Here is a 24,315-nt window from a genome sequence, read left to right as displayed (position 1 = left end):
GCACCCGGCACTTCCTTGCGCCGCCGGATCCGCCGCTCGTCTCTTCACTATACGCGATCGCGGCGGCCGTCACAACGCGAAGCAGCCGGGAAAATATAGGGACGGGATTGGCATTGTTCAGCATGTCGTTTTGCGCGTCGATGACGAGCTAATATGGTCTCGCGTTTCATGCCGCACCTCCGAAAGTGATGAATGCGGGATCGCGGTTCTTCTCTCTTACTCCAGCTCGATCGGCGTCAAGTACACCGTCTCGCCCGCGCGTTCCTTGCGGAAGGCGCCGGGCGTCGTCCCTGTCCACTTCGCGAACTGCCGGATGAAGCTCTGCACGTTGTCGTAGCCGATGCGCCGCGCGACCTCCTCGACGGCGTGCCTGCCGCCGGCCAGCAGATGCATCGCCTCCTGCCTGCGAAGCACGGCGAGGTATTCCCGCGGGGACAAGCTGTACGCTTCGCGGAAAACGCGGTAGCAGTGGCGGCGGCTGAAGCCGAGCCGTTCGGCCAGCGCCTCCATCCACCCCGCTGCGATCGCTTCCTCGGCATGGCGGTCCGCGACGAGCGACTCGATCGCCTTCGCGATGCGGATCGGCAGCACGTCGGCGCGCGCGCCCGGCCCCTCCAACCCGGCGATGTGCGTCTCGAGCAGGTCCATGATCGTGAAGACGGCGCGGAAGAGCTTCGTCTTCGGCGCCTCGCCCTCCTCCGTGACCAGCCGCAGGATCCGCTTCACCTCCGGGAGCAGCAGCCGGCTCAGCTCGTGCTCCGGCTTGAGCGGCGGCAGCTTGGCGCGGTTCAGCAGGTTCAGGAACGCCGGATCGTCAACCTGCACGTGCATGACGAAGAAGGCGAACGGTTCCGCGGCCCGGTACGCGTGCAGCGTCATCGGCGGCACCAGCACGAGCTCGTCCTTGCCCTGGCGATAGGAGACGCCGCCGACCTCGGCCAGCTGCGTCCCCTCGAGCACCAGATTCAGCTCGAACATCATGTGGTGCAGATGCCGCCGGCATGACCACCCCGCCGGCACGCGCCCCGTCTGCGCCCCGTAGAAATACGCCTCCGACTTCCGGTTCGGGATCAGCCGCACCGCTTCGGCGGCTTCGGACGCCCGCGCGGGGACGGCCGGCTTCCCGGCCGCCGCATCCGGCGCGACGACGCCGGAGCCGGCCGGCACCGTTTCGGACGCGGACGCCGCCCTCGCTCCCGCGTCTTCCGCTGTTTTCGCGCATCCCGCCGCTCTCGCTTCCGCCGCCGCCCCCCCCCGCGCGGCCCGCGGCCTTCCGGTATTCCGCCACCGTTCGCACGCCCCTTCGTCCCGATGTCTCAGTTGGTTTATAATTACCGCCGTTAACGGCCCGGTTCGTTATTCATCGCGCGCCCGGGCCCGGCTATACTGGTGTCATTGTCCTATTATAAAGGAGGAAGCGAAATGGAAGCTATTCTGCGATTGGGAGCGCCGGACGCCGTGCTGGCGCGGACGGAAGAGGGCTGGCGGACGCTCGAGGGCAGCGGCGGCGGCTGGACGGCCAAAGGGCTGGCGGTCTCCCTCGCCGCATCCGGCGGCGCGGCCGCGCTTGCGCTCGAGGCGCCCGGGCATGCCGTCCGGCAGCTGAAGCTCCGCTGGAACGCGAAGCAGGAAGGACGCCCGCTTATCCTGGGCGACCATTGGGAGCGCGGCTACGGCGAGCTGGAATGGCGCGGCATCGTGCCGGAACGGGTGCTGCCGTGGTACTTCCTGCGGCATGACGGCGCGCGCACGGCGGGCTTCGGGGTGAAGACCGGCCCGAACGCGTTTTGCTACTGGCAGCTCGACGCCGACGGCATCACGTTCACGGCGGACGTGGCGAGCGGCGCCGAAGGCGTCCGCCTCGGCGCGCGGCGGCTGCTCGTCGCCGAGCTGGTGCACGACCCGGGCGAAGAGGGCGTCACTCCGTTCGAGGCGGCGCGGCGGTTTTGCCGGCTCCTGTGCGAACGGCCCGTTCTGCCGAAGCAGCCGGTCTACGGCGGCAACAATTGGTACTACGCGTACGGCAACAGCTCGCGCGAGGAGATTTTGGCCGATTCGCGGTTCATGTCCTCGCTGTCCGCCCATCCGACGAACCGGCCATACATGGTCATCGACGACGGCTGGCAGCTGGCGAGCGGCGGCGCGTGCAACGGCGGCCCCTGGGTCGGCAATGCCAAGTTCCCGGACATGGCGCGCCTCATCGACGACATGAAGGCGGCAGGCGTCAAGCCCGGTCTCTGGTGCCGCCCGCTGCTCACGGCGGAGGAGGTGCCGGCGGACTGGATCCGCTACGAGGGCAGCGGCGGCCGCGTGCTCGACCCGAGCGTTCCGGAGGTGCTGGAGCACGTGCGCGCGTCCGTCGCCGCGATGGCCGGCTGGGGCATCGACCTGCTAAAGCACGATTTCACCTCGTACGACCTGCTCGGCCAATGGGGCTTCACGATGAAATCGCGGCCGCACGCCCTAAAGCAGACGTTCCGCGACCGGTCCCGGACGACCGCGGAGATCACGCTCGCGCTGTACCGGACGATCGCCGAAGCGTCCGGCCGCGCCGACGTCATCGGCTGCAACACGTTCAGCCATTTGTCCGCGGGCTTGTTCGAGATTCAGCGCACCGGCGACGACACGAGCGGCCGCTGGTGGGAGCGCACGCGCTACATGGGCGTGAACACGCTGGCGTTCCGCATGCCGCAGCACGGCGCCTTCTACAGCCATGACGCGGACTGCGTCGGCCTGACGCCGGACGTGCCGTGGGCGCTGAACGAGCGGTGGCTGCGGCTGCTGGCCGGCAGCGGCACCCCGCTGTTCGTGTCCGCCGCCCCGTCCGGCGTGACCAAGGAGCAGGAAGCCGCGCTCCGGCGCGCCTTCGAGCTGGCCGCGGAGCCGCTGCCCACAGCCGAGCCGCTCGACTGGCTGGACAATACGTGTCCGGCCCGCTGGCTGCTGAACGGCGAAGAGACGTCGTTCGTCTGGAACGACATCAACGCGGAGACGCTTGAGGAGAAAGAGCGCGGCTGGTGGCTGTAAGCCCCCGCGCCTAACGAAGCAGCCCGGGGTCATCGCGTCGACGACTCCGGGCTGTTTTTTTCGTGCTTGGAACGTCATCATGGACGGATTACCACCTCATCGGCGGCCCTAGCCGCAGACGCCGGTTGATCACATCTCCGACCATGAGCACCAGGAACATCGTGACGAACCGGTAGGCGAAATCCCACCAGCCCCGGCTATCGAGGATGCCGGTGGCCGCCAGGATGCCGTCGACCCCCAGCACCGCCGCAGGCCCAAGCACATAGAGGAGCCAGCGCATGCCCCCCTGCCGCAGGAGGAGCCACGTGAAGAACAGGCTGATCGCAACGGAATAGGTCGAGGAGAACGCGATGTTGTCATGTTCCTGGCTCTCGAACCAATTCACGCGGTAGTCCCGGCCCGACAGGAACACGATTTCGATTGCCTGCGGGGACGTAAGCGCCCACTGAATCAGGAGGAGCGTGACCGCAAGCATCAAGCCCCGCTGCGGCCGCATGATCCGGGCGAACCACAGCTTCGCCGCCCAGTAATAGAAGACGAGGCCGACCGACGTGTACCAGGTCCGCCACCAATAATGTTTGTAGATGCCGAGGCGGAGAAAGAGCCACTCCACCGCGGACATCGCCGCAACCGCAGCCAGGATGTGGAGCCATCGCTTGCGGAACACCGCGATCGCGACCGCGAGCGCCGGCAGGATCAACAGGTTGGACGCGATCGCGCCGGATACCTCGTCGTAATACGGTTTGCCGGGGATCAGCCGCGGCCTGTAGCTGTAGCACCCGAGCAGGATGAAGATCACGTATTCGATGGCGTAGCCGAGTCCGCTCATGCCGATATAGAGCAGCGCGCTCCGCTTGTTGCCCGATTTGAAGTATGTATACAGGAGCAGCGCGGCGCCGATCCCCATAAGGCCGATATACCAGATTGAATGGTTATTCATGGCTGCCATTTCCCTTCCGCCAAGCCGAATACAAGATAGGATGCGCAGCTCGGCGGGAAATTATTGGCCATGCCGGACCTGCGCAGGAGCCGTAAGCGGGGCTTACTCCGGGAGGGGAACCGCACCGGCAGAACGGACCTGCGCTTGAAGAGATCGCGGCAAAATTACGCGGCTCTTGTCAATTCGCGTCTAAACCCGTCGTCCGCCCGAATAGGATGGAAGGAACAGCCAGACTTGCGTTCGGGAGGCGGCGGCATGCGGATCGCGGTCGGAATCGTGCACGGAATCGGACGGCAAACGGGGGATTTTCATACGGCGTTCGCGGAGAAACTGCAGGAAGCGATGGCGCGGCTCAATCCGCGGGTGCGGCTCGTCGTGGAGGGCATCTATTGGGGTGACATCACGGACGCGCTGGAGAAGAAGCTGTGGGAGCGGACGTCGGCAAGCCGGCTGCGGTGGAACGAAATCTTGAAGCTGCGCGCGTTCGTCGTTAATTATCTGGGCGATGCCATCGCGTATCAAGCGATCCCGAGGACGAGCGACCCTTGCCCGCGCGACTACATCTATGACGACATCCACGAGCGGTTCGCCCAGCAGCTGCAGCGGCTGGCGCGAAGGGCCGGCGACGATGCGCCGCTCTGCATCATCGCCCACAGCCTCGGCACGATCATCGCGAGCAATTATTTCTACGACCTGCAGTACCGCAAAATGCGGCCCAAGCCGGCCGAATTCGTCCGGTCCTGCCGGTCGCCGCTGGTCGGCGGGGAGACGCTGACCCATTTCTACACCGTCGGCAGCCCGATCGCGCTGTGGACGATGCGCTTCGAGCATTTCGGCCGGCCCATCTCGGTGCCCGCGCCGGCGCTGCAGCCGTTCGGCATCGGGGAATGGCTGAACTTTTACGACCGGGACGACATTATCGCCTATCCGCTTAAAGGCTTGAACGCCGCGTATGCCGCGGCCGTCGCGGAAGACGTGGAGGTGCGCTGTCCGGGACTGTTCGGCTGGACTCCGGCTGCGCACGGCGGCTACTTCAGATCCAAGCCGATGATCCGCCGCATCGTCCAGTCGCTCGACCGGATGAACCGGGCCGTGCCTTGCGGCCTGCCGGAACGGTAACGAGAGCGGCAGCTTGCGGCGGCAGCTTGCGGCGGCAGCTTGCGGCGGCGGTTCACGGCGGCACCTGCATCATCCGGAATACCAACGCAATTCGCGGAACCGTACAAATCGGAATTTACGGGCAACCCGAGAAAACGATGCAAAACCGCATGGCGGAAACGAGCGGGGCGAGCGGCCGGGCGGCCGCGGGGCTCATTCATTCGCGGGGTGGGGCCATATCCTGGTCTTGGACGGCCTTGCTGGCTGATCTATCGCTGAACGAAGGAATATTGCCGCTAATCGGCACTCACGTTCAGGTACGCTCGCGGCCGGACGCGGCTTCCGACCACGCCCGCAGCGAAGGCAGCAGCCGCTTGGCGTCCTCGTACCCTTGCCAGTACAGCGCGTCGAGCTTCGCGGCATTCTTCTCCATCCGGCCGACCTCGAGCGGCCGCTGAGGCCGGATGACGAAGACGTTCCCCTGCGCCTCCTGCTCGCGGATGTACGCGGTTTGTCCATTGTATATCTGGTGGCGGCGCAGCATGACCTTCACGAACTCCGGAAACTTGCGGTAGACGCGCCGCACGATCCAGGCGAACCGGTTCGGCGACTTCCGGTAGCCGTCGTCCCGCGTCAGGACGACGACGTTGCGCGTCATCCCGTCCTTCTCCGCCTGCTTCAGCGGAATCGGGTCCGAGATGCCGCCGTCGAGCAGCTGGCGTCCGCCGAAATCCACGATCGGTGCGATGAAGGGCAGCGAGCTGGACGCCCGAAGCACCGTCAACACGTCGAAATCCGGATCGCTTTTGCGGTAGAAAATTGTCTCCCCCGTCGCGACGTCCGTCGTCGCCGCGACGAATTCCTCGCGGCTCGCCGCGAACGCCGCGAAGTCGAACGGCACCAGCCTGTTCGGAATCTCGTCAAAAATAAAGTCCATGCCGAACATCTGCCCCATGCGGAAGTAATTCCCCCACGAGATGTACCGCTTGTCCGTCACCATGTCGACGTTCACGATCTTGTTCCGGCCCTTCTGGCGGGACAGGTAGCTCGTCGCCACGCAGGCGCCGGCCGATACCCCGACCGTATACGGAAAATAGACGTCCTGCTCCAAAAAATACTCCAGCACGCCGGCCGTGTACATCGCCCGCATGCCCCCGCCTTCCAACACCAATCCGATCGCGTCCATCACCGTGCTCCTGCCCCTTTTCCCTCTTCAATCGTCCATCCGGATTAACTACAGTCATTTTACCTACGCGAAATCGGCGCGTCAATCGCGCTGAAAGGGAATGAAAGCGCGGCCATTGCCCGTAAGGACGGCCGTTCCGAGGCATGCGGACGCATCCGCCGCGGTCCGTCCCGGTGCGGCCCGGCGAAGCGCCGGAACGGACAGGCGCCTGGCGCCGATCCCGGGCGGACGGGTAAAGCGCGGAAAGCCGGCCGCTCCCCGAGGGGAACGGCCGGCGGCCGCGCATGCCGGCGCCTTGGCGGCGCGGGCTTCGATTATCGCACTATTCGCACAGTCGGCGGTGCGTCCGCGCGCCTTGATGGTTCGGCTCCAGCCGCAGCGCGGCGTCGAGCTGCTCCTTCGCCTGCTCATAGCGGCCGAGGCCGATGAGCCCGAGGCCGATCATGTAGCGGCAGTGGATCTCATTGCGCTTATTCAGATCGTCCTCGAACACGAGGAAGTCCGGCAGCGATACGGCGAAGTAATCGAACTTCACGTCGTCGCGCAGATGCTTCTCGCCGTAATCGACCAGCTTGTTGAAGCGGCGGTTCGCCTCCCGCTCGCTGCCCAGCTGCAGCCACGCCATGCCCTGGTAGAAAATCATATCCGGCGGCTGGTCGTTGTAGTACATCGCGCTGGCCGGTTCCTCGAGCCCCTGCGACGCAGCGCGGAAGTGCTCTGCCGCCTCCTCGGCGCGGTTCAAGCCGAGGTACGCGCAGCCGAGGTAATAGTACACGTTGTTCTCCTGCGCGCCGGCGAGCTTGCCTTCCCCGAGGTTCTCGGGGTAGACGAGCGCTTCGTTCAGCAGGACGATCGCTTCCTCGAAGCGGCCTTCGTCCATCTCCCGCTTCGCGAGCTCGACGCGCGTCAGCACGTGCTGGCCGGTCGCCTTGCCTTCGCCGCCTTCCCACGGGTGGAACTGGCGCGCGGCGAGCGCCGCGGACGCCTCCTCGTGGCGGCCGAGCGCGTTCAGCAGCGCGACGTGCTCGAGGTACAGATCGTCGCGCACCCGCACGAGCTCAGGATGATTCTCCAGCTTCCTGAACCGGACGGCCGCCTCGATGCCGAGCTTCTTGTAGAGCTGGTCGAGCTCGTAGAATACCCGCGCGTCCCGCTCGTTCAGCGCGAATGCCGTCTCCAGCGAGCGAAGCGCCGCGCCGGCGTCGCCGAGCTTATTGTAATACGCGAGCGCGAGATTGCGGTGCGTCGTCGCGAACGAGGCATCCTGCGCGCGCGAAGCTTCCCAGTGCGCGATCGCGTCCGCGTGGCGCTTCTTGTCGTACATCCAGTTGCCCAGGTAGTAACGGGCGCGTCCGTCCGTCTCGTCGGCCCGCGCGGCGCTCTCGAGCACGAGCAGGTCGAACAGCGTGTTCGGGAAGCAGTACTCCGCGTTCGCGGCACGTCCCGCCCGGCGATACGCCGCCGCCTGCCCGGAATCGCCGGCCAGCTCGTGCAGGCAGCCGAGCGCGTAATGCACCATCGGGTACGCGTCCGCTTCCGCGCTCGGCGCGAGCTGCCCGAGCACCGCGATCGCTTCGGCGTGCAAGCCCGCTTCGGCGTAATCCGCGGCGAGGTTCAAGTAATTGTGCGCGTCGCCGCGCATGAGCCGCCGCAGCTCCGCCGAGACGGCCGCGGCGCGGGCCGCGTCCCCGAGCTCGGCGGCCGCGAGCGCCAGCTCCCAAGCCGCGCCGAAATCGGCGACGTCGAGGCGAAGCGTCTCTTCGGCGCAGGCCGCCGCCTCGGCGGCGCGGCCGAGCTTGCGCAGCAGCGCCGCGTGCAGGTGGCGCGACTTGTAGTTGCGCGTATTGCGGACGAGCGCGCGGCCGGACAGCTCGAGCGCCTCTTCGTACGCGCCGCGCCCGCAGGCGATGCGCGCCAGCGAGAAGTAGCCGGCGTCCTGCCACGCGACGGACCAGACCGCCTTGTAAAAGGCGGCGAACGCTTCCTCCTGCCGGCCCTGCAGCTTCAGGGCGAGGCCGAGCTGATAGAGCGCTTCGCTGTCGTACGGATTCGGATTTCGCCAGGTCAGCGACTTGACCGCCGACCGGAAATGGCGCTCCGCCTCCGCGAACAGCCCGCGCCGCAGCAGCAGCGTGCCGTAGGCGACGTTGATGCGGATGTCGGACGGATCGCGCTTCAAGCCTTCGAGGTAATACGCCTCCGGCTCGAAGGTCGCATGGCGGTACTGCTCCAGGTGAAGCCCGGCCAGATACAGCTGCTCGTTCGTGCGCAGCTCCCCCGGCTCCGGCAGCGGCTTCGCGGCGTCCGGCACCTGCTCGATCGACGGCTTCGCCGGGCGGTACGAGACGAGGACGCGGCCGTTCGCGTCGCGGACGGTCAGCGTCAAGTCATGCGCGCGGTCGTCCTCGCCGATCGGCACGATCGATTTGAACGTCGACGTCGGCGACAGCTCGACCGCCGCGTTCAGGTACTCGCGCTTCGCGCCGCGCAGCTCGACGACCGCGCCCGCGAAGACGGACGTCGCGTACGCCATGACGGTCGCCTGGCCGGTCGCTTCGTCGACCTCGAGGTTGACGGCGGCGTCGATCGTCGCGTTCTTGACGACGCCGATGTCCTTATACGGCATGAAATACTGCTTGAACGACTTCTCCTCGTATGGCTGCAGCCACGTGAAATCCGGCTGGTTGTCGGTATAGACGCCCGTCATCAGCTCGATGTACGGCCCGTCCTCGTCCGTCAGGTTGCGGTCCCACGCCTGGCCGAACTCGCCATTGCCCCATGTCCACTGCTTCTTGCCCGGCGAGATATGATGGTTGGCGACGTGGAGCAGGCCCGCCTGCACGCCGTGGTCGTAGCCGCCGACGAAATTGTAGTCGGACTTGTACGCCATGTACGACGTCGGCACCGGAATGTTGCGGTAGCGGGAGATGTCGACGCCCGCGGAATAGTCCATTTTGTAATAGGTGCCCGTGGCGATCGGGAAGCGCGAGACGTCCCGCTTGCCGTGGTCGAACACGGCCGTGACGTCCGGCGGGAATACCGACTGCGTATGGTCGTTGACCGCGACGGCCGGGTTCGCCCACCAGAGGAACGTCTGCGGCACCGGCGTCCGGTTGTACAGCTGCGCCGAGATTTCCAGGTACGCCTTGCCGGGATGCAGCGTGAAGCCCGCCGTCACCTTCGTGCCGTACATCCGGTCGATCTCGCTGACCCAGACGGTCGCGCTGCCGTCGGCGTTCTCGGCGATCCGGTATTCGACCGGGCCGTACGTGTTCGGCCGGTGATGCTGCGGCCAGTTGAACTCGATGCCGCCGGATATCCACGGGCCCGCGAGCCCGACGAGCGCCGGCTTGATGACGCGGTTATAGTAAACGAAGTCGTAGCCGTTCGTTTTGTCGAGCGCCCGATAGATCCGTCCGCCGAGCTCCGGCATGATTTCGATGCGCACGTATTCGTTCTCGAGCACGGCGACGGCGTACGTCTGAAGCTTCTTCTCGTCCTCGATCTTGTCGATTACGGGATGCGGGTATACCTTGCCCGAGCTGCCCTGATAGACGCGCTTCTCCAGGAACATCGGGTTGCGGTCCGGCTCCCCGATGCCGTACGTCGGGATGGCGACCGCCTCTTCCCAGACCTTCACGGCCGGTTTGATCTGCGCTTGCGGCTGCGTCAAGACGCATTCCTCCTTCGATGGTTCGTATGCTTTAACAATACGCCGGGAAGCCGCGCGTTCCAATTCACGAAATTCGGTTTATAATGGAGGATATTCGGATTCGAAATCCGATAAAACGCTTGATCGTGCTTTTATAGCACCGACTCATGAACGATGTTCTGATTCTCGCAGATACCGATTCTCGCCTAATCGAGGTGACCGCACATGGAGGATCCCCGCAAGCCCGAAGGCTTCCCCGAGCAGAAGCTGTACGTGCTCCCCGCCTACCAGACCGAGGAGCTGGCGCGCCACCCGCTCACGCGCGGCTTGTTCGTCAGCGACATCGGCGTGTTTCCGCACGCGGAATACCATTACCGCGAACGGCCGGAGGGCTGCGACAGCCACATCTTCATCTACTGCTTCGCCGGGGCGGGCTGGCTCGAGCTGGACGGCCGGACGCAGCCGGTCGGCGAAGGGACGCTCGCGGCCATTCCGGCGCGGGCGCCCCACCGCTACGGCGCGGACCCGGCACAGCCGTGGAGCATCTATTGGTTCCATCTGAAAGGCGCGCACGTCGCCGAGTTCGTCTCGCTGTACGGCCTGGACGCCGGCCCCGTCCGGCTGCCCGCGCGCGTGCAGGCCGACTGGACGGCCGAATTCGAACGGGCGTACGCGCTGCTCGCGGACAAGCCGTACTCCATGCCCGTGCTCGTCCACGTCTCGCAGGCGCTCGGGCAGCTGCTCGGCCGGATCGGCCTCGGCGTCGGCGGCTCGGCGCGCGACCGCAAGCGCGACTCCGACCTCGAGCGGGCGGTCCGCTATCTCGCCGAGCGGCTCGGCGGGAGCGTCAGCCTGCCTGAGCTCGCGGCGCACACCGGGCTGTCCAAGCAGCATCTGATCTACCTATTCAACCAGGAGACCGGCTTCCCTCCGATCGAATATTTCCTGCGGATGAAAATGCAAAAGGCCGGCCAGCTGCTCAGCCTGACCGGCCTGACGGTGAAGGAGATCGCCGCCGCCGTCGGCATTCCGGATCCGTATTACTTCTCCCGGCTGTTCAAGAAGCGGATGGGCGTGCCGCCGACGGAATACCGGAACGCGCCGAAGGGGTAAGCCGAAGCGGCGCTCCGCTTCCGGCGCCCCGCGCCAAAAAGAGCTTGCCGCCCGCGGTCGCCTAATGCGCGATCGCGGACGGGCAAGCTCTTTCGGCCATGCTTCATCCGCTCATTCGTCCGGGACGCTCCCGGCCTACAGCCGTCTCAGGCGCAGCAGCGTGCTGCCGTAATCGCCGCGCAGCGTCAGCGGCACGCCGGCGCCCATGAGCGTCGCGCCGCGGCGCAAGATCGGCTCGCTGCCGTCCCGGCTCACCTCGTAGCTCGCCTCCGCGTCCAGTCCCTGCAGGCGCAGCCGGCGCTCCGCCGTGCCGAAATGCTGCGCGTGCAGGAACGAGAAGACGACTGCCTCGCCGCCGTCCCCGCTCACGTACTGGTACGCGGCCGCGTTGGAGCGGCCGAGCGGCTCCAGCCGGTACAGCGCGCCGTTCAGCACGGTATCGCGGATCTCCTTGTACAGCGCGACGAAGCCGCGCGCTTCCGCCATCTCCTCGTCGCTCCACTTGCCGATGTTCGCCCCGATGCCGAGGCCGCCCATCATGGAGCTGTGGAACCGGTACGAGAGCGGCAGGCTGCGCCCATTGAAGCCGTTCGGCGACTCCGTCACCCAGCACATCATGACGGACGGGCTGTACGCGTACGCGAAGCCCTCCTGAATCGCCAGCCGGTCGCGCGCGTCGGTGTTGTCGCTGATCCATGCCTGGTCCGCGAAGCGAAGCATGCCGAGGTCGATCCGGGCGCCGCCGCCGGCGCAGGTCTCGAATTCGACATGCGGGAACCGCCGCCGCAGCTCGGCCCAAATCTCGTACACGTGCTCGACGTGCTTCTGCCAGACCGGCAGCCCCGCTTCGGGCGAGCCCGGCTCCGTGACGGTGCGGTTCATGTCCCACTTGATGAACGCGATGTCGTGCTTCGCGAGCAGCTCCGTCATGAAGTCCAGCACGAACGCTTTCACCTCCGGCAGCCCGAGGTTCAGCAGATGCTGGTTGCGCAGCTGCGTGCCCTCGCGCGTCGGGAAGCGGTAGATCCACTCCGGATGCGCCCGGAACAGGTCGCTGTCGGGGTTGACGGATTCCGGCTCGACCCAGAGGCCGAATTCCATGCCTAGCCCCTTGACCTCGTCGATGAGCGCCTGCAGCCCGTCCGGGAATTTCTCCGGGTTGACCTGCCAGTCGCCGAGACCCGCGCGGTCGCTATTCCGCGCCCCGAACCAGCCGTCGTCGACGACGAACCGCTCGACGCCGAGCGCCGCGGCCCGGCGGGCCAGCTTGATCTGCTCGTCGGCGCGGACGTCGAACTCGGTCGCCTCCCACGAGTTGTACAGCACCTTGCGCGGCCCGCGCGCCGGCAGCACATGCGCCCGCTCGTACGCGTGCAGCTGCCGGCTCATCGCGCCGAAGCCGCCGGCCGTGAAGCCGCCGACGAACGTCGGCGACGTGTACGACGCCCCCGGCGCCAGCAGGAACGCGCCGTCGAAGTCGTTGATCCCGCCGGCGATCCGCAGATGGCCGAACGTCGATTTCTCCGCGACGATCTTCCAGTTGCCGCTCCAGCCGAGCGCGCCGAACCAGACCCGGCCATGCGTCTCGTCCGCCCGGCCGTCGTCGATCGCGAACCACGGATTGGCGTGAGGGCCCGTAAAGCCGCGCCGCGATTCCAGCACCTTCTTCCCTTCGGTCAGCACCGTCGTCCGCAGCTGGTACTCGCCCGCCCAGCGGCCGGAGACGTGCGTCATCCGGTAATCCGGCAGCCCCTGCACGGACCAGACGGCCGCCATGACCTGCTCGATGCGGACCGGCTGCGCCTCGCCGTTGTGCACGCGGACGAACCGCTCGATGATGTCATGCTCCGGGTACGCCTTGTAGTGCACGTCGACGCGGAACGCGTAGTGCCGGTCGGCCAGCCGGATCGTCAGCTCCTCCTCGCCCGTCCGCTCGCAGCCCGCGTACTCCAGCTTCAGGTCGCGGACGCCGTCGCCGAACTCGACCTTCAGGCCGGGCTCCGCGTAGTGGCTGCCGCCCCAGCCGCCGAATTCCTCGATCTCGCGGTCCACGTCCGCGTCGAACGAGCTGTGCGACCGCCCCTTCAGCAGATCGGCGCATTCCGCCGCCTCCACGTGCTCGCCCCAGTAGACGTGCTGCACCGTGCCTTTCCCGTTGACGCCGAACAGATACGAGGTCCGTTTCGTACGGATTTCGAATAGCTTCGCTTGCTCCAGAACTTGAATCGGCACTGTTAGCTCCCCCATTTCGACTGCGTGATTCGCGCGTGCGCGTTCTGAACATTTTAGCCTCAGCCGCCGCCGGAATGGAAGCAAAATTTTTGTGCGGCCAATGTTCAACTTTTTGGCGGATCGGGCCCGGAATGCGAAAAGGCCGGACGGCGCAAGGCTTGGCGCCCGCTGCCGTCCGGCTTACTGACCTGTTGATGACCTAAATCGTTAACCCCATGAACGAGGCGGCGCCGCGCATCCCGGCCGAATCAGCCTTTGATCGCGCCGGCCGCGATGCCCTTGATGATGAAGCGCTGCATGAACAGGAAGAACGCGACGATCGGAATCATGCCCATGACCGCGTAGGCGAACGCGAGATTCAGGTCGCTGCTGTACTGCCCGAAGAAGAAATACTGCTGCAGCGGAATTGTCCGGTAGCTCTTCTCCTGCAGGTAGAGCAGCGGCAGCAGGAAATCGTTCCAGATGTACAGCGCGTTCAGCACGAGCACGGTCGCCGTGACCGGCTTCAGCAGCGGCAGGATGATCCGGGCGAAGATGCCCGGCGTCGAACAGCCGTCGATCCGCGCCGCTTCCTCGATCTCCCGCGAGATGCCGCGCACGAAGCCGGTGTAGAACAGCACGCCCGACTGCACGCCGAAGCCGCCGTAGATGAGCATGATGCCCCAATGGCTGTTCAGGAGATGCAGCGACTTGCCGAGCTTGTACAGAGGCAGCATCGTCACCTGGAACGGCACCATCATGCCGGAGAGGAACAGCAGGTAGACGAGGTTGTAGAACGGCTTGCTCCCCCGCGCGATCGCGTAGCCGCTGAGCGCCGAGACGACGATGATCAGCGCCACCGACAGCGCCGTGACGATCAGGCTGTTCGTGATGGCCTCCGGGAATTTGGACGTCTCCCACGCGTGGGCGAAGTTCGCGAAGTTCAGGCTGCCCGGCAGCGCGTAGAACGAATCGAACGTCTCCTTGGCGGACTTCATCGCCATGAGCAGCGACACGTACAGCGGGAACATGAACACCGCGGCCAGCAGCAGCACGGCGGCGAATACGATGACCTTGGCGCTTCGCATCAGAGATCCACCTCCCGTCTTCTGAAGATGGACACCTGCACGACCGTGACGATGACGAGCACCGCGAAGAAGATCATGGACATCGCCATGCCGTAGCCGGCCTTGAACGACGAGAACGCGGTCTTGTAGATGAACGTCGTGATGACCTCCGTCGAGAACCTCGGCCCGCCGTTCGTCGTCACGTAGACGAGGTCGAAGACCTTCAGCGCGCCTGTCAGCGTGAGCAGCATGTTGATCGTGATCGATGGCGCGAGCAGCGGCAGCGTCACGTTGCGGAACGCGCGGAAGGCGCCCGCCCCGTCGATCTTGGCGCTCTCAAGCAGCTCGCCCGGAATGCCCTGCAGCCCCGCGATGTAGATGATCATCGGCGGGCCGATGCCCTGCCAGACGGCGACGACGATCAGCCCGAACAACGCGTAGTGCGGATTGCCGAGCGGACTCGTCACGTCCAGGCCGAGGGCGGCGAACAGCTTCGGGAACCCTTGGCTGTAATTGTAGCTCCAGATGTAGCCCGCCAGCACGACCGACAGGACGCTCGGCAGGAAGAACATCGTGCGGAACAGGTTGCGCAGCGGCAGGTAGCTGTCCAGCAGCAGCGCGAACAGCAGCGAAATGACATTGACGATGATGGTCATGATGATCGCATATTTAAACGTGTTGCCCAGCGCCGTCCACAAAGAGGCGTCCTGGACCGCATTCACGTAATTGTCCCAGCCCACGTACGTCAGCTTGCTCGAGATGCCGTCCCAGCTCGAGAACGAGTAGCGCGCCCCCGTGACCAGCGGGACGATGACGGCGAACGTGAACAGCAGCAAGCCCGGCACGAGAAACAGCACGTACCACATCTCGCGTTTGAACGATTGTCTAAGCGCTTGCATTCCTTACTCCCTCCCCCGGGCCGCGAGCGGCGCTAGGCCCCATGCCCGCGCCGCTTGCGATCCGCAATGCCGCTCGTCGGTTATTTGTGGTTCTTGGACACCCAGTCGTCCATGTCCTTGATGATCTGATCCGGCGTGGCGTTGTTGAAGAACACCTTCTGCACGTATTGCGAGAACTGCGTCGTCCAGTCGATCGTCGTCGTGATGTAGGCTTGGGAGTTGTACAGCTGGCCGTTGTCGAAGTACGGCTGCAGGTCCTTGAGCGCCGGCGCGATGTCCGTGCTCGTGCCTTTGACGTAGCTGAGCGTGTTCGTGTTCTTGACCCACGCGTCGCCGCCTTCCTTGCTGGCCATGAACGCCAGGAATTTCAGCGCGGCTTCCTTATGCTCCGACTTGCTGTTGACGGCCAGGGAAGCGTCCGGGTTGAATTCGAGCTTGTTCAGGCTCTCGTCGTTGCTGAACGGATACGGGAAGTAGCCCATCTGCGAGTTGTACAGGTCCGGGTTCTTCTTCTGGATGTCGGCGAGCGGCCACGTGCCCATGTACATCATGGCGGCTTCACCCTTCGCGAACAGGTCGACCGCACCGTTGTAATCGACGCCGAGCTGGTCCTTGTTGCCGAATTTGTACAGGTCCTGCGCGTGGGCGATCATCGTCTTGGTCGATGCGGCGTCCGCGAATTTCGTCTCGCCCTTCTCCAGCTTATCGAAGAAGTCCGCCTGCTTGTCGACCAGCGCCACGTTGCTCGGCAGATCGCGGCTCAGCCACATGCCGAGCGTCCAGCCGTCCTTCCAGCCGAGCGCGAACGGCGTCTTGCCCCCGTCCTTGATCTTCTGCGCCGCCGCCATGAGCGCGTCGTACGTGCGCGGCACCTCGATGCCGAGGTCGCTGAAGATCTGCTTGTTGTAGAACACCGCGATCGGGCCTGCGTTCAGCGGCATGATGTAGTTCTTGCCGTCCGTCGCCTGATCCTTCAGCACGCTCTCGTCGAAGTTCGCCATGAAGTCCTTGCCCGTCAGGTCTTCGAGGTAGCCGCCGTCGTGGAACAGCTTCGTCTGGCCGCCCGCGTTCAGCGTGAACACGTCGACGATGTCGCCGCCGGCCATCTTTGTCTTGAGCAGCGTGTAGTAGTCGTCGTATTTGACCGGCTGCACGTCCACCTTGATGTTCGGATTCGCCGCTTCGAACTGCTCGACGAGCTTGTTGATGCCGTCGGTGACGTCGCTCTTGAAGTGCATGAACGAAATCGTCACCGGCTCCGAAGCATCGCCGCCGGCCGCCGCGCCGTCCGAGCCGTTCGCGCCGTTCGCCGCGCCGTTGTCCGTCCCCGCCGCCGCGTTGGTCGCTGCCGTATCGTTGCCGCCGTTCGCATTGCCGCCGCCGTTGCTGCCGCACGCCGCGAGCGCGGCCGTCAGCAGCAGGGCGGTCAAGCCGAGACCCAGCTGTCTTTTCATGTGCATATCCCCTTTATCGCCAATGTCGGTACGGACGAGGCTGTCGCCGTCCTGCCCTTACTGTACCGCCGCGGCCCTCCCGCGCGTAATAAAATAAATGGTCGGCGCCATGTTCAATTTTTTGCTTCCGGGCGCTGTCCGGCCGCTTCGTCCCGGTATTCCGACGGGGTCAGGCCCGTGAATTTCTTGAATACCTGGCTGAAATACCGCTGGTTCTCGTAGCCGACGAGCTCGGAGATGTCGTTGATCTTCAGCTCTGCGCCGCGCAGCAGCTCGCATGCCTTCTCCATCCGCTTGCGCGTCACGTACTCGATGAAGTTCTCGCCGGTGACGGCCTTGAACTGCTTGCTCAGGTAACTGGCATCCATGTGATAACGGGTCGCGACGTCGATCAGGCTGACGTCCTCGAAGTAGTGGGCGTCGAGGTACGCCGCGACATCGCGCACCGGGTTCGGCGCATCCGCGGCCGGCCGGCTGCCGAGCCGCTCCTCAACCGCCGCCGCGAGCGCCTCGACGAAACCGCGCGCGCCGGCTTCGCTCAGCACGGCGTCGGCCGCGCGCGGCGCGAACGCGTCCGCCTCGGCCCGCTGCCCGAGGCCCGGCAGCTCGCCGCAGGCGATGTCCGCGAGCCGGCGCAGCTCCCGCTGGGCACCCTGGATCGTCAGGCCCGGCGCCGCCTCGATGCGCCGCAGCAGCTCGCCGAGCAGCCGGCGCGCGGTCGCGGCCTGGCCGGCGGCCAGCGCCTGCTGCAGCAGCTTCGCGTCGAAGCCGCTCAGCACCTCCGGCGCGGGCGCGCCCTCCGCGCCATGCGGCTCGTCCGCGGCGACGAGCGAGAAGCCGGCCTCGCGCAGCGGCCCGGCGAGCAGCCGCGCATTCGCCTCCGCGAACGCCTCCGGCAGCCGCTCGAGCCGGTCGTACGGCGCGCTCAGCCCCGCGGCGACGCCGGACTCGAGCATCCGGCTGACGGCGTCGTGGAAGGGCGCGAGCAGCCGCGCGGCGCCTTCGAGGCCGTAGGCCGGCTCGGGCAGCAGGACGCACAGCTTCGTCTTGTCGTCCGATTTGTAGACGAGCGCCTCACCGCCCGCAGCGAGCTCGCGCAGCATGTTGTCCACGCTGTACATGAGCAGGTCGGAATTGCCGCCGAACTTCGTCGCGGACAAGTCCCCGAACCGGCGCAGCATGCACACCGCCACGCGGTAGCCCGCCGCCGGGGACGCGGGCAGCAGCTCCGCCGACTGCGCGAGGATGTCGGAGGCGTTGGCGATCCGCCGCGCCGTCACGTGCTGCAGGAACGTCTCCGTCCGCAGCTGGCGCATCTCCCCGGCGAACCGGCGCCGCTCCTCCGCGCTCAAGTGGCTGCGGCTCAGCTCGATCGCCTTGACCAAGGCGTTCTTCAGCTCGGCCAGCGAGACCGGCTTCAGCACGTATTCGCACGCCTGGAACGCAATGGCCGCCCGCATGTACTCGAACTGCGAATGGCCGCTGATGACGATGACTTTGATCTCGTTATGGCGGCGGTACAGCTCCTCTAGAAACCGCTGCCCGTTCATGACCGGCATGTTCATATCGGTCACGACGATCTGCGGCTTTACGACCGGGATCAGCTCCAGCGCCTCCGCGCCGTTGCGCGCCTCCGCCGCCACCTCGACGTCCAGCGCCAGCTCGCCGATCATTTTGCCGACCGATTTCCGGCCCCACGGCTCGTCGTCGACGACCATCACTTTAAGCATGCGCTTCGCCTCGCTTTCGATAAGGAATCCGGATGCGGATCGCCGTGCCCGCCTCCGCGCCGGGGCCGCTGTCGAGCTCGAGCCCGTACGCATCGCCGTACATGAGGCGGATCCGCTCGTGCACGTTCTTCAGGCCGATCGAGACGCCGGTGAACACCTCGAGCGAACGCTGCTCGAGCCCGCTGCGCAGCGACGCGAGCCTCGCGGCGTCGATGCCCGGTCCGTTGTCGCGCACGGTCAGGACGACGTCCTCGCCGTCCCGCTCCGCGCCGACGCGCACGAGCAGCCGCCGCTCGTCCGGCCCGCCCAGCCCGTGGACGACGACGTTCTCGATGACCGGCTGCATGACGAAGCGGACGACGGACACGTCCATCAGCTCCGCCGGCACGTCGAACTCCGTCCGCAGCGCGTCCTCGAACCGAAACTGCTGGATGTACAGATAATTGCCGACATGCGCGAGCTCCTGGCCGATCGTCGATTCCGTATTGCCCTCGTAGAAGCTGTAGCGGAACATGTCGCCGAGCGCCCGGCACATCTCGTGAATGTCGTAATCGCCGCTCAGCACGGCTTTGCCGCCGATCGTCTGCAGCGCGTTGTATAGGAAATGCGGGTTGATCTGCATCTGCAGCGCCAGCAGCTGCGCTTCCTTGTTGCGGAGCTGCAGCTGGAACCGCATCTCGATCAGCTCGCGGATCTTCTCCGTCATGTAATTGAAATTGCGGGTCAGCTCCGAGATGTCGTCGCGGTAATGGATCGGCTGGTTCAGCGTCACATGGAAATTGCCCTTGCGCACCGTCTTCATCGCCGTGCCGAGCCGCTGGATCGGGCGCGTGATGTACTGCTGCGCGAGCAGCGACAGGAATGCCATGCAGGCCATCGCGAAGAAGAACGCGCCGACCGTGATGTACAGCGTGTTCGTCCGGTGCCGGGCCAGCTCGTCGTTCGGGTAGACGACCGACAGCGACAGATTGCCGTTATCGAGGTAGGAGGTGCCCACGAGCAGGTCCTTCCGCTTCTCGAACGCGACGAGCTTCGGATTGGTCCGCGCGTTCGTGTTCGGCGGCGGCGCGTACGCGGGGATGCTGTCCGCGTAACGGCCGTTCGTCGCGTAAAACGTCTCGCCCCGGGAATTCTACAGCACGATGACGTTCGGCGCCTTGTTGTTCGCCTCGACGGCCTTCATCAGCTCTTTCTCCTGAATGTAGAAGACGAGCGAGCCGACCTTCGTATGCTTGAACGGATCGTAGATCGTGATCGCGTAGACGAACAGCTGCTGGTTCAGCACCTGGTCGGCGTACGTGAACGACAGGCTCTGCTGGAACGGCAAATCGAGCATCTCCCCGTAGTGGGGAATGCTCGCGTCGAACGGAATGGCGTCGTAGCTCGCCGCGCGCGACCAGGAATCCCGCAGCCGGTCGTCCGCGCCGTAGATGAGGATGCGGATGATGGCGTCTTTATTCTTGTCCGCCACGGCCTGGTAGTAGTTCTTGAGCGCATTCCGGGTATTGAAGAAATCCGCGTCCCCGCTGCCCCCGCCGTGCGACATCAGCTCCAGGATGTGGTTGTCGTAGCCGTACACCTGCAGGGCGGACGAAGAGATGTCGCGGAAGTATTGGTTCAGGTAGCCGGCCAAATATTCGGCGTTCTGGTTCGTCGTCCGGTAGATCGTCCGCTCCAGCGAGCGGGTGCTCGTCTCATAGAACAGAAACGACAGCACGAGCATCGGAATCAGCGAGGTCAGGATGGTGCTCCAGACGATTTTCGTCCGGATGCTGCGGTTGATGAACAGCCATTTGATCATGATGCTTCCGCCTTCCCTTCTAGCGTACCGACAGCTCCAGATGCCAAGCGTACCGTCCGCCCGCCGCGACGGTCGCCGCCTCGCCGCGGCCCATGGCATGCGCGAGGTCGTCCATCCGGCCCGTGGCCGGCTCGATCGCGACGTGGTAATGGCCGCCGTAGCCGCCGTAATTCGCCCACACCGCCAAGTACGGCACCCGCTCCGCGGGGAACCGGAACGTCACCGCCTCGCCCGTCCGCGGATCGTTCAGCTCGGCCCAGCCTTCCTTCAGCTTGCCCGCGAAGTAATATTTCTCCGCATGGCGGCCCGCGTCGGGCTCGACGACGGACAGGTCAACGCCGGGCGCCGCCTCCGGCCACGGCCGCACGTCGCCGAACGCGCCGAGCCGCCCGCCCGCGGAATACGACACCTCGACCGCGTCCAGGCCGTCCGGCACGCGCAGCCGCATGCCCGCGGAGGCGCGCAGGAGCGGATGCGCCGCCCAGAGGAACGAGAACGGCGCGTCCGCGCGGTTCGTCACGGCGTAGTCGATGCGCACCGTATCCGCCGCGGGAAAGCTGTAGCGCTTCTCGAGCGCGTACGGGAAGCGCTTGCCCTCGACGGCGCACGTCAGCCCGCCCGCGCCGGCCTCGGCCCGCCAAGGCAGCGACCAGACTTCCCCGTGGTCCGGCACGGGTTCGCCCCGCCACGGCGCCTCGGGATACGCGCAGGCGTTAATGCCGGGAAACATCTCGTCCCAGCCGCTCTCGTCCGACTCGCCGAAGGGCGTGCCGAAGCCTTGGCCCCCGAGCGGCTTCCCGCTTCGCCACAGCCACTCCCTGCCCGTCCGCCGGTTCAGCAGCGACACGGCTTTCGCGCCGAGCTCCGGCACGACGGTCAAGGCCAGCTGGCCGGTGCCGCCCGTCCACGCCTTGCGGCCTTCGATTTCGCTAAGCGTCCAGTTCGTCATCATGGGATCCCCCGCTCGATCCGGCATTGCCGGCTATTCATCGTGGCAGCCCGCCGTTCGTTCGCGGCGTTAAGCTGGCCTCGTTATGCGCGTGCATGCTTGCGTGCATGAATCGTTAACGCCGTTAGGCGTTATAGAATTATAGCGCCCGGGCCGCGAACGCACAATTCAATATTTCGTAAGGCTGCTGTTCAAATTATTGGCCTCGCCCGGCGGCATCGCGATCAGCGGGATATTGGGCGGGAAATAACAGATTTACCCTACCCGAATAGTAAGAATGGCGTGTATAATGGAGCCAACGACCTAGTCCGAACGGAGGCCGCCCTAATGACAACGCCAACCTTGAAGCTCGACCCTTACGCCTGCATCGACGAAGTGCCCCTGCACCGCGTCCGCGGCAACCAGCTCGGCATCCTGCTCAGCGTCATCGCGACGGTCGCGGCGCAGCAGTACTGGCTGCTCCTGCTGCCGCTCGCCGTGCAGCTCATCGGCCGCGCGTACGGCGTGCGGTACAACCTGTTCGTGCGCGTACTCTCGCCGCTCCTGCCGGCCAGCGCCAAGACCGAAAGCCGCGAGCTGCTCCGGTTCAACAATCTGCTCGCGATCCTCTTCCTGGCCGTCGCGCTGCTCGGCTTCGCGCTCGGCCTCGAGACGCTCGCCTACATCAGCCTCGGCATGCTGACGGCGGCCGTCGTGCTGGCGCTGAGCGGCTTTTGCCTCGGCTGCTTCATGTACTTCCAGTGGAAGCAGTTCCTCGCGCGCCGCCGGCTGCGCAAGGGCTGACCGCCCGCACCTCCGGCTTGTGTACACTTCTGATTGTGGATATGTGGGCAACTTTTCGAAAAGCGGCGCGTTTCCTCCGTTTCTATGCTGTTGACACTGTGTATAACATTGTTGATAAGTGGATAGAACCGTGGATAGCGCTGCGCCCGGCGGGCGTGCAAAAAAGCCCCGGCTCCTGTTGGAGCCGGGGCTTTCGCCATTCGTTCGAACAGCGCGGTTCGGGCTGGGATTAGTACGCCAGCGAGAACAGGCCGTTGATGTGCGTCAGGTAACGCGCGTTGGATGCTTTTTTCATCAGGGAAGCCGGCGTGCCTTTCAGCTCGATGCCGGATTCGCCGATCGTGCCGATGCCGTCTTTGCGGCCTAGGCTTGCCAGCGTGCCCGAGAAGATCGGCTTGAAGGTATCCATCTTGAAGTTCTTGATGGATGCCGCGATGTTCGCGCCCACGAGCTCGCCCATTTGCCAAGCCAGCTGCGCCGTCGGCGGGTATGGACGGCCTTCCGGTCCGAAGACGACCGCGCAGTCGCCGGCCAGGAAGACGTCAGGGTGCGACGTGGATTGCAGGTGCTCGTTGACCGTGGCGCGGCCGCGGTTCACTTCGATGCCGCAGTTGCCGACCAGCGCGCTGCCTTGTACGCCGCCCGTCCAGACGAGCGTGTTCGTTTCGATCGTGCGGCCGTCCTTCAGCGTGACGACGTTGCCGTTCACTTCCGTGATCGCGAGGCCCGTCAGGAATTCCACGCCGCGCGCTTCGAGGCTCGATACCGCGCGCTGAATGAGCTCAGGCGAGAAGATCGGCAGGATCGTCGGCATCGCTTCGACCAGCGAGAGGGAGACGTCGGCGAAGTCAACGCCGTATTGACGGCAAATGTCCGGAAGCTCGTCCGCCAGCTCGCCGACCAGCTCGACGCCGGTCAAGCCGCCGCCGCCGATGACGAACGTCGCGTCCGCTTTGTTCTTGCTCGTCGCGTACGCTTTGATGCGTTCTTTCACGTGCGCGAACACTTTGTTGGCGTCCGCCACGGATTTCAGCGTCAGGCTGTTTTCCTGCAGGCCCGGGATGCCGAAGTAGTTCGTTTCGCTGCCCAGCGCGAGGACGAGGTTGTCGTAACGGTACGACGAGCCGTTGCTCAGCGCCACTTGCTTGCCTTCGACGTCGATCTTCTGCACTTCGCCGACGACGACGTTGATGGATTTGCCTTTCAGCAGCTTCTCGAGCGGCAGCGCGACGGCTTTCTCGGCCACGTTGCCCGCCGCGAGACGGTGAAGCTCCGTAATGATTTGGTGCGAGCCGACGCGGTTCACGACCGTGATGCCGGCTTCTTCCGTGGACAGATGCTGACGCGCGGACAGCGCGCTGAGCAAGCCGCCGTATCCGCCGCCCAGAATCAGAATTTCTTTTCTCATGGATCTCATCCTCCGTGCTTCGCTTAGTATGAATCGCTTGGCAATCTGGTTCTATTACGCAGACCGGTGATTACTTCTCCTGGCTTCTTCTTTCGCCCAGAATGTCGAGGTACGCTTGGCCAAAACGAAGCATCTTCTGCAGCTCCGGATCCTTCAGCAGCTTGATCATGCCGAACAGGCCGATGACGCTGTCGCTTTGCTCCGCGCGGTCGTTGGCTTCGATCGCCGCCGAGGCGTAGCCTTTCACTTTTTCCGTCAGGGGCTTGACGACTTCTTGGATGCCGCCCACCGTGTCTTGGATGAACACGCGGTCCGTCGCGACCTTTTGCGCGAGCTCATACGTCTTGGTCATGAGGGCCATCATTTCGGACAGTTTAGGAAGCTGGTCCACCAGTTGCGTCAGCGCTTCCTGCACTTCCGGCTTCAGCAGTTGATCAAGCACGTCCGATTTCGCCAATGCCGTTGCGGAGTCTTGCTGCTCCAGGTTCGATACCAATGTTTCACTCATTGTATTGCCTCCTTCAGATGTAGTCACTCAGCTGCAATCATCGCATAAAGATGAACTTGCCCGCGCCGGACCCGGTGTCAAGCAAGTTTAATCCCATTAATGGAGGAACGCGGTAAAGCGCATTCGCAAAAAGGGAGAAATGTGAAATTTATCACAAGACGCTTCGAGGATGACGGCAGCCTTTCTTCTTCCTCTACTGTATCGCTTTTTGCCCTGCGCGACTATAGGTAAATTAAAAAATTATTTTTATTATGACAATAAAAATAATTAATCATTCATGAGGGACAAGTCCGCTCTCGTCCGTCTTGCGGATTTCGGGTTTTATGTCTTTAATTTTTCCTAAAATTTGGTAAATCATCGCTCGATTCGAACCGCTCGGCCTTGTAGGCGACACCCATCGCCGCGGCCGCGGCGGGGGCCAGCGTCTCGCGGCGATTCGGCACGGGCGGGCCGATGTTCATTATGATCTCCCCCCGCTTGAAAATCATG

General features: G+C 64.8%; 19 protein-coding genes. 4 read left to right on the top strand and 15 right to left on the bottom strand.

The annotated features are described in order from the left end of the window. Positions 1-216 precede the first annotated feature (216 nt). Positions 217-1,167, bottom strand: coding sequence for a helix-turn-helix transcriptional regulator (locus tag ACFPB1_RS11000; RefSeq protein ID WP_379225020.1), 951 nt, complete (start codon positions 1,165-1,167; stop codon positions 217-219). Positions 1,168-1,422: 255 nt separating this feature from the next. Between ACFPB1_RS11000 and ACFPB1_RS10995 the strand changes: the two genes are divergently transcribed. After that, positions 1,423-3,027: a hypothetical protein gene (locus ACFPB1_RS10995; protein ID WP_379225018.1), complete on the top strand. Its 1,605-nt coding sequence runs from the start codon at positions 1,423-1,425 to the stop codon at positions 3,025-3,027. 88 nt (positions 3,028-3,115) lie between these two features. On the opposite strand, the gene ACFPB1_RS10990 is transcribed toward ACFPB1_RS10995, so the two are convergent. Then, positions 3,116-3,967, bottom strand: a complete 852-nt coding sequence (locus ACFPB1_RS10990; protein ID WP_379225016.1) for a hypothetical protein — start codon at positions 3,965-3,967, stop codon at positions 3,116-3,118. Positions 3,968-4,222: 255 nt separating this feature from the next. Between ACFPB1_RS10990 and ACFPB1_RS10985 the strand changes: the two genes are divergently transcribed. After that, positions 4,223-5,086: a chemotaxis protein gene (locus ACFPB1_RS10985; RefSeq protein ID WP_379225014.1), complete on the top strand. Its 864-nt coding sequence runs from the start codon at positions 4,223-4,225 to the stop codon at positions 5,084-5,086. A 292-nt stretch (positions 5,087-5,378) separates the two neighbouring features. On the opposite strand, the gene ACFPB1_RS10980 is transcribed toward ACFPB1_RS10985, so the two are convergent. Both ACFPB1_RS10980 and ACFPB1_RS10975 read right to left on the bottom strand, forming a co-directional pair. After that, complete coding sequence (locus ACFPB1_RS10980; protein WP_379225012.1) at positions 5,379-6,254, bottom strand: patatin-like phospholipase family protein; 876 nt, start codon at positions 6,252-6,254, stop codon at positions 5,379-5,381. 319 nt (positions 6,255-6,573) lie between these two features. Further along, positions 6,574-9,924: a DUF5107 domain-containing protein gene (locus tag ACFPB1_RS10975; protein ID WP_379225010.1), complete on the bottom strand. Its 3,351-nt coding sequence runs from the start codon at positions 9,922-9,924 to the stop codon at positions 6,574-6,576. A 204-nt stretch (positions 9,925-10,128) separates the two neighbouring features. Here ACFPB1_RS10975 and ACFPB1_RS10970 point away from each other — a divergent pair, with 204 nt between their 5' ends. Continuing rightward, positions 10,129-11,016: an AraC family transcriptional regulator gene (locus ACFPB1_RS10970; RefSeq protein ID WP_379225008.1), complete on the top strand. Its 888-nt coding sequence runs from the start codon at positions 10,129-10,131 to the stop codon at positions 11,014-11,016. Between the two features lie 135 nt (positions 11,017-11,151). On the opposite strand, the gene ACFPB1_RS10965 is transcribed toward ACFPB1_RS10970, so the two are convergent. From ACFPB1_RS10965 to ACFPB1_RS10930, 8 genes are all read right to left on the bottom strand, one after another. Continuing rightward, a complete protein-coding gene (locus ACFPB1_RS10965) occupies positions 11,152-13,248 on the bottom strand; it encodes an alpha-galactosidase (protein WP_379225006.1) in 2,097 nt (698 codons plus the stop codon). A 248-nt stretch (positions 13,249-13,496) separates the two neighbouring features. After that, positions 13,497-14,315, bottom strand: coding sequence for a carbohydrate ABC transporter permease (locus ACFPB1_RS10960; protein WP_379225004.1), 819 nt, complete (start codon positions 14,313-14,315; stop codon positions 13,497-13,499). Further along, complete coding sequence (locus ACFPB1_RS10955; RefSeq protein WP_379225002.1) at positions 14,315-15,193, bottom strand: carbohydrate ABC transporter permease; 879 nt, start codon at positions 15,191-15,193, stop codon at positions 14,315-14,317. The genes ACFPB1_RS10960 and ACFPB1_RS10955 overlap by 1 nt, the downstream gene beginning before the upstream one ends. 80 nt (positions 15,194-15,273) lie before the next feature. Beyond that, positions 15,274-16,647, bottom strand: a complete 1,374-nt coding sequence (locus tag ACFPB1_RS10950) for an ABC transporter substrate-binding protein (protein WP_379225000.1) — start codon at positions 16,645-16,647, stop codon at positions 15,274-15,276. A 113-nt stretch (positions 16,648-16,760) separates the two neighbouring features. Further along, positions 16,761-18,377 (bottom strand): helix-turn-helix domain-containing protein, encoded by a 1,617-nt coding sequence (locus tag ACFPB1_RS10945; protein ID WP_379224998.1) that lies wholly within the window; start codon positions 18,375-18,377, stop codon positions 16,761-16,763. Then, on the bottom strand, positions 18,370-19,374 hold the full coding sequence (locus ACFPB1_RS10940) for a sensor histidine kinase (RefSeq protein WP_379224996.1): 1,005 nt from the start codon (positions 19,372-19,374) through the stop codon (positions 18,370-18,372). The genes ACFPB1_RS10945 and ACFPB1_RS10940 overlap by 8 nt, the downstream gene beginning before the upstream one ends. Positions 19,375-19,509: 135 nt before the next feature. Beyond that, the gene (locus tag ACFPB1_RS10935) at positions 19,510-20,178 is read right to left on the bottom strand and encodes a hypothetical protein (protein ID WP_379224994.1); all 669 of its coding nucleotides are present in this window, start codon (positions 20,176-20,178) and stop codon (positions 19,510-19,512) included. A 19-nt stretch (positions 20,179-20,197) separates the two neighbouring features. Continuing rightward, positions 20,198-21,130: a DUF4432 family protein gene (locus tag ACFPB1_RS10930; RefSeq protein ID WP_379224992.1), complete on the bottom strand. Its 933-nt coding sequence runs from the start codon at positions 21,128-21,130 to the stop codon at positions 20,198-20,200. A gap of 324 nt (positions 21,131-21,454) precedes the next feature. On the opposite strand from ACFPB1_RS10930, the gene ACFPB1_RS10925 reads away from it, so the two are divergent. Continuing rightward, a complete protein-coding gene (locus tag ACFPB1_RS10925) occupies positions 21,455-21,910 on the top strand; it encodes a DUF4395 domain-containing protein (RefSeq protein WP_379224990.1) in 456 nt (151 codons plus the stop codon). Between the two features lie 229 nt (positions 21,911-22,139). Here ACFPB1_RS10925 and ACFPB1_RS10920 read toward each other — a convergent pair whose 3' ends face one another. The 3 genes from ACFPB1_RS10920 to ACFPB1_RS10910 form a co-directional block, all read right to left on the bottom strand. Beyond that, positions 22,140-23,318: an NAD(P)/FAD-dependent oxidoreductase gene (locus tag ACFPB1_RS10920; protein WP_379224988.1), complete on the bottom strand. Its 1,179-nt coding sequence runs from the start codon at positions 23,316-23,318 to the stop codon at positions 22,140-22,142. Positions 23,319-23,388: 70 nt separating this feature from the next. Then, positions 23,389-23,826, bottom strand: a complete 438-nt coding sequence (locus tag ACFPB1_RS10915; protein ID WP_379224986.1) for a DUF1641 domain-containing protein — start codon at positions 23,824-23,826, stop codon at positions 23,389-23,391. A gap of 329 nt (positions 23,827-24,155) precedes the next feature. Continuing rightward, positions 24,156-24,287 (bottom strand): hypothetical protein, encoded by a 132-nt coding sequence (locus ACFPB1_RS10910; protein WP_379224984.1) that lies wholly within the window; start codon positions 24,285-24,287, stop codon positions 24,156-24,158. Between the last annotated feature and the right edge of the window lie 28 nt (positions 24,288-24,315).

This window comes from Paenibacillus sp. GCM10023250 (genome assembly GCF_042653205.1).
Lineage (GTDB): Bacteria > Bacillota > Bacilli > Paenibacillales > Paenibacillaceae > Paenibacillus_Z.
The sequence above is the reverse complement of the archived record's forward strand: the minus strand, read 5'-3'. Positions and strand labels throughout refer to the sequence as shown.

Excerpts from the sequence above, each read along its gene's own strand:
- ACFPB1_RS10995 (WP_379225018.1), top strand. The coding sequence starts at position 1,423 with ATGGAAGCTATTCTGCGATTGGGAGCGCCGGACGCCGTGCTGGCGCGG.
- ACFPB1_RS10990 (WP_379225016.1), bottom strand. The coding sequence starts at position 3,967 with ATGAATAACCATTCAATCTGGTATATCGGCCTTATGGGGATCGGCGCC.
- ACFPB1_RS10985 (WP_379225014.1), top strand. The coding sequence starts at position 4,223 with ATGCGGATCGCGGTCGGAATCGTGCACGGAATCGGACGGCAAACGGGG.
- ACFPB1_RS10970 (WP_379225008.1), top strand. The coding sequence starts at position 10,129 with ATGGAGGATCCCCGCAAGCCCGAAGGCTTCCCCGAGCAGAAGCTGTAC.
- ACFPB1_RS10960 (WP_379225004.1), bottom strand. The coding sequence starts at position 14,315 with ATGCGAAGCGCCAAGGTCATCGTATTCGCCGCCGTGCTGCTGCTGGCC.
- ACFPB1_RS10955 (WP_379225002.1), bottom strand. The coding sequence starts at position 15,193 with ATGCAAGCGCTTAGACAATCGTTCAAACGCGAGATGTGGTACGTGCTG.
- ACFPB1_RS10950 (WP_379225000.1), bottom strand. The coding sequence starts at position 16,647 with ATGAAAAGACAGCTGGGTCTCGGCTTGACCGCCCTGCTGCTGACGGCC.
- ACFPB1_RS10945 (WP_379224998.1), bottom strand. The coding sequence starts at position 18,377 with ATGCTTAAAGTGATGGTCGTCGACGACGAGCCGTGGGGCCGGAAATCG.
- ACFPB1_RS10935 (WP_379224994.1), bottom strand. The coding sequence starts at position 20,178 with ATGATCAAATGGCTGTTCATCAACCGCAGCATCCGGACGAAAATCGTC.
- ACFPB1_RS10930 (WP_379224992.1), bottom strand. The coding sequence starts at position 21,130 with ATGATGACGAACTGGACGCTTAGCGAAATCGAAGGCCGCAAGGCGTGG.
- ACFPB1_RS10925 (WP_379224990.1), top strand. The coding sequence starts at position 21,455 with ATGACAACGCCAACCTTGAAGCTCGACCCTTACGCCTGCATCGACGAA.
- ACFPB1_RS10920 (WP_379224988.1), bottom strand. The coding sequence starts at position 23,318 with ATGAGAAAAGAAATTCTGATTCTGGGCGGCGGATACGGCGGCTTGCTC.
- ACFPB1_RS10915 (WP_379224986.1), bottom strand. The coding sequence starts at position 23,826 with ATGAGTGAAACATTGGTATCGAACCTGGAGCAGCAAGACTCCGCAACG.
- ACFPB1_RS10910 (WP_379224984.1), bottom strand. The coding sequence starts at position 24,287 with ATGAACATCGGCCCGCCCGTGCCGAATCGCCGCGAGACGCTGGCCCCC.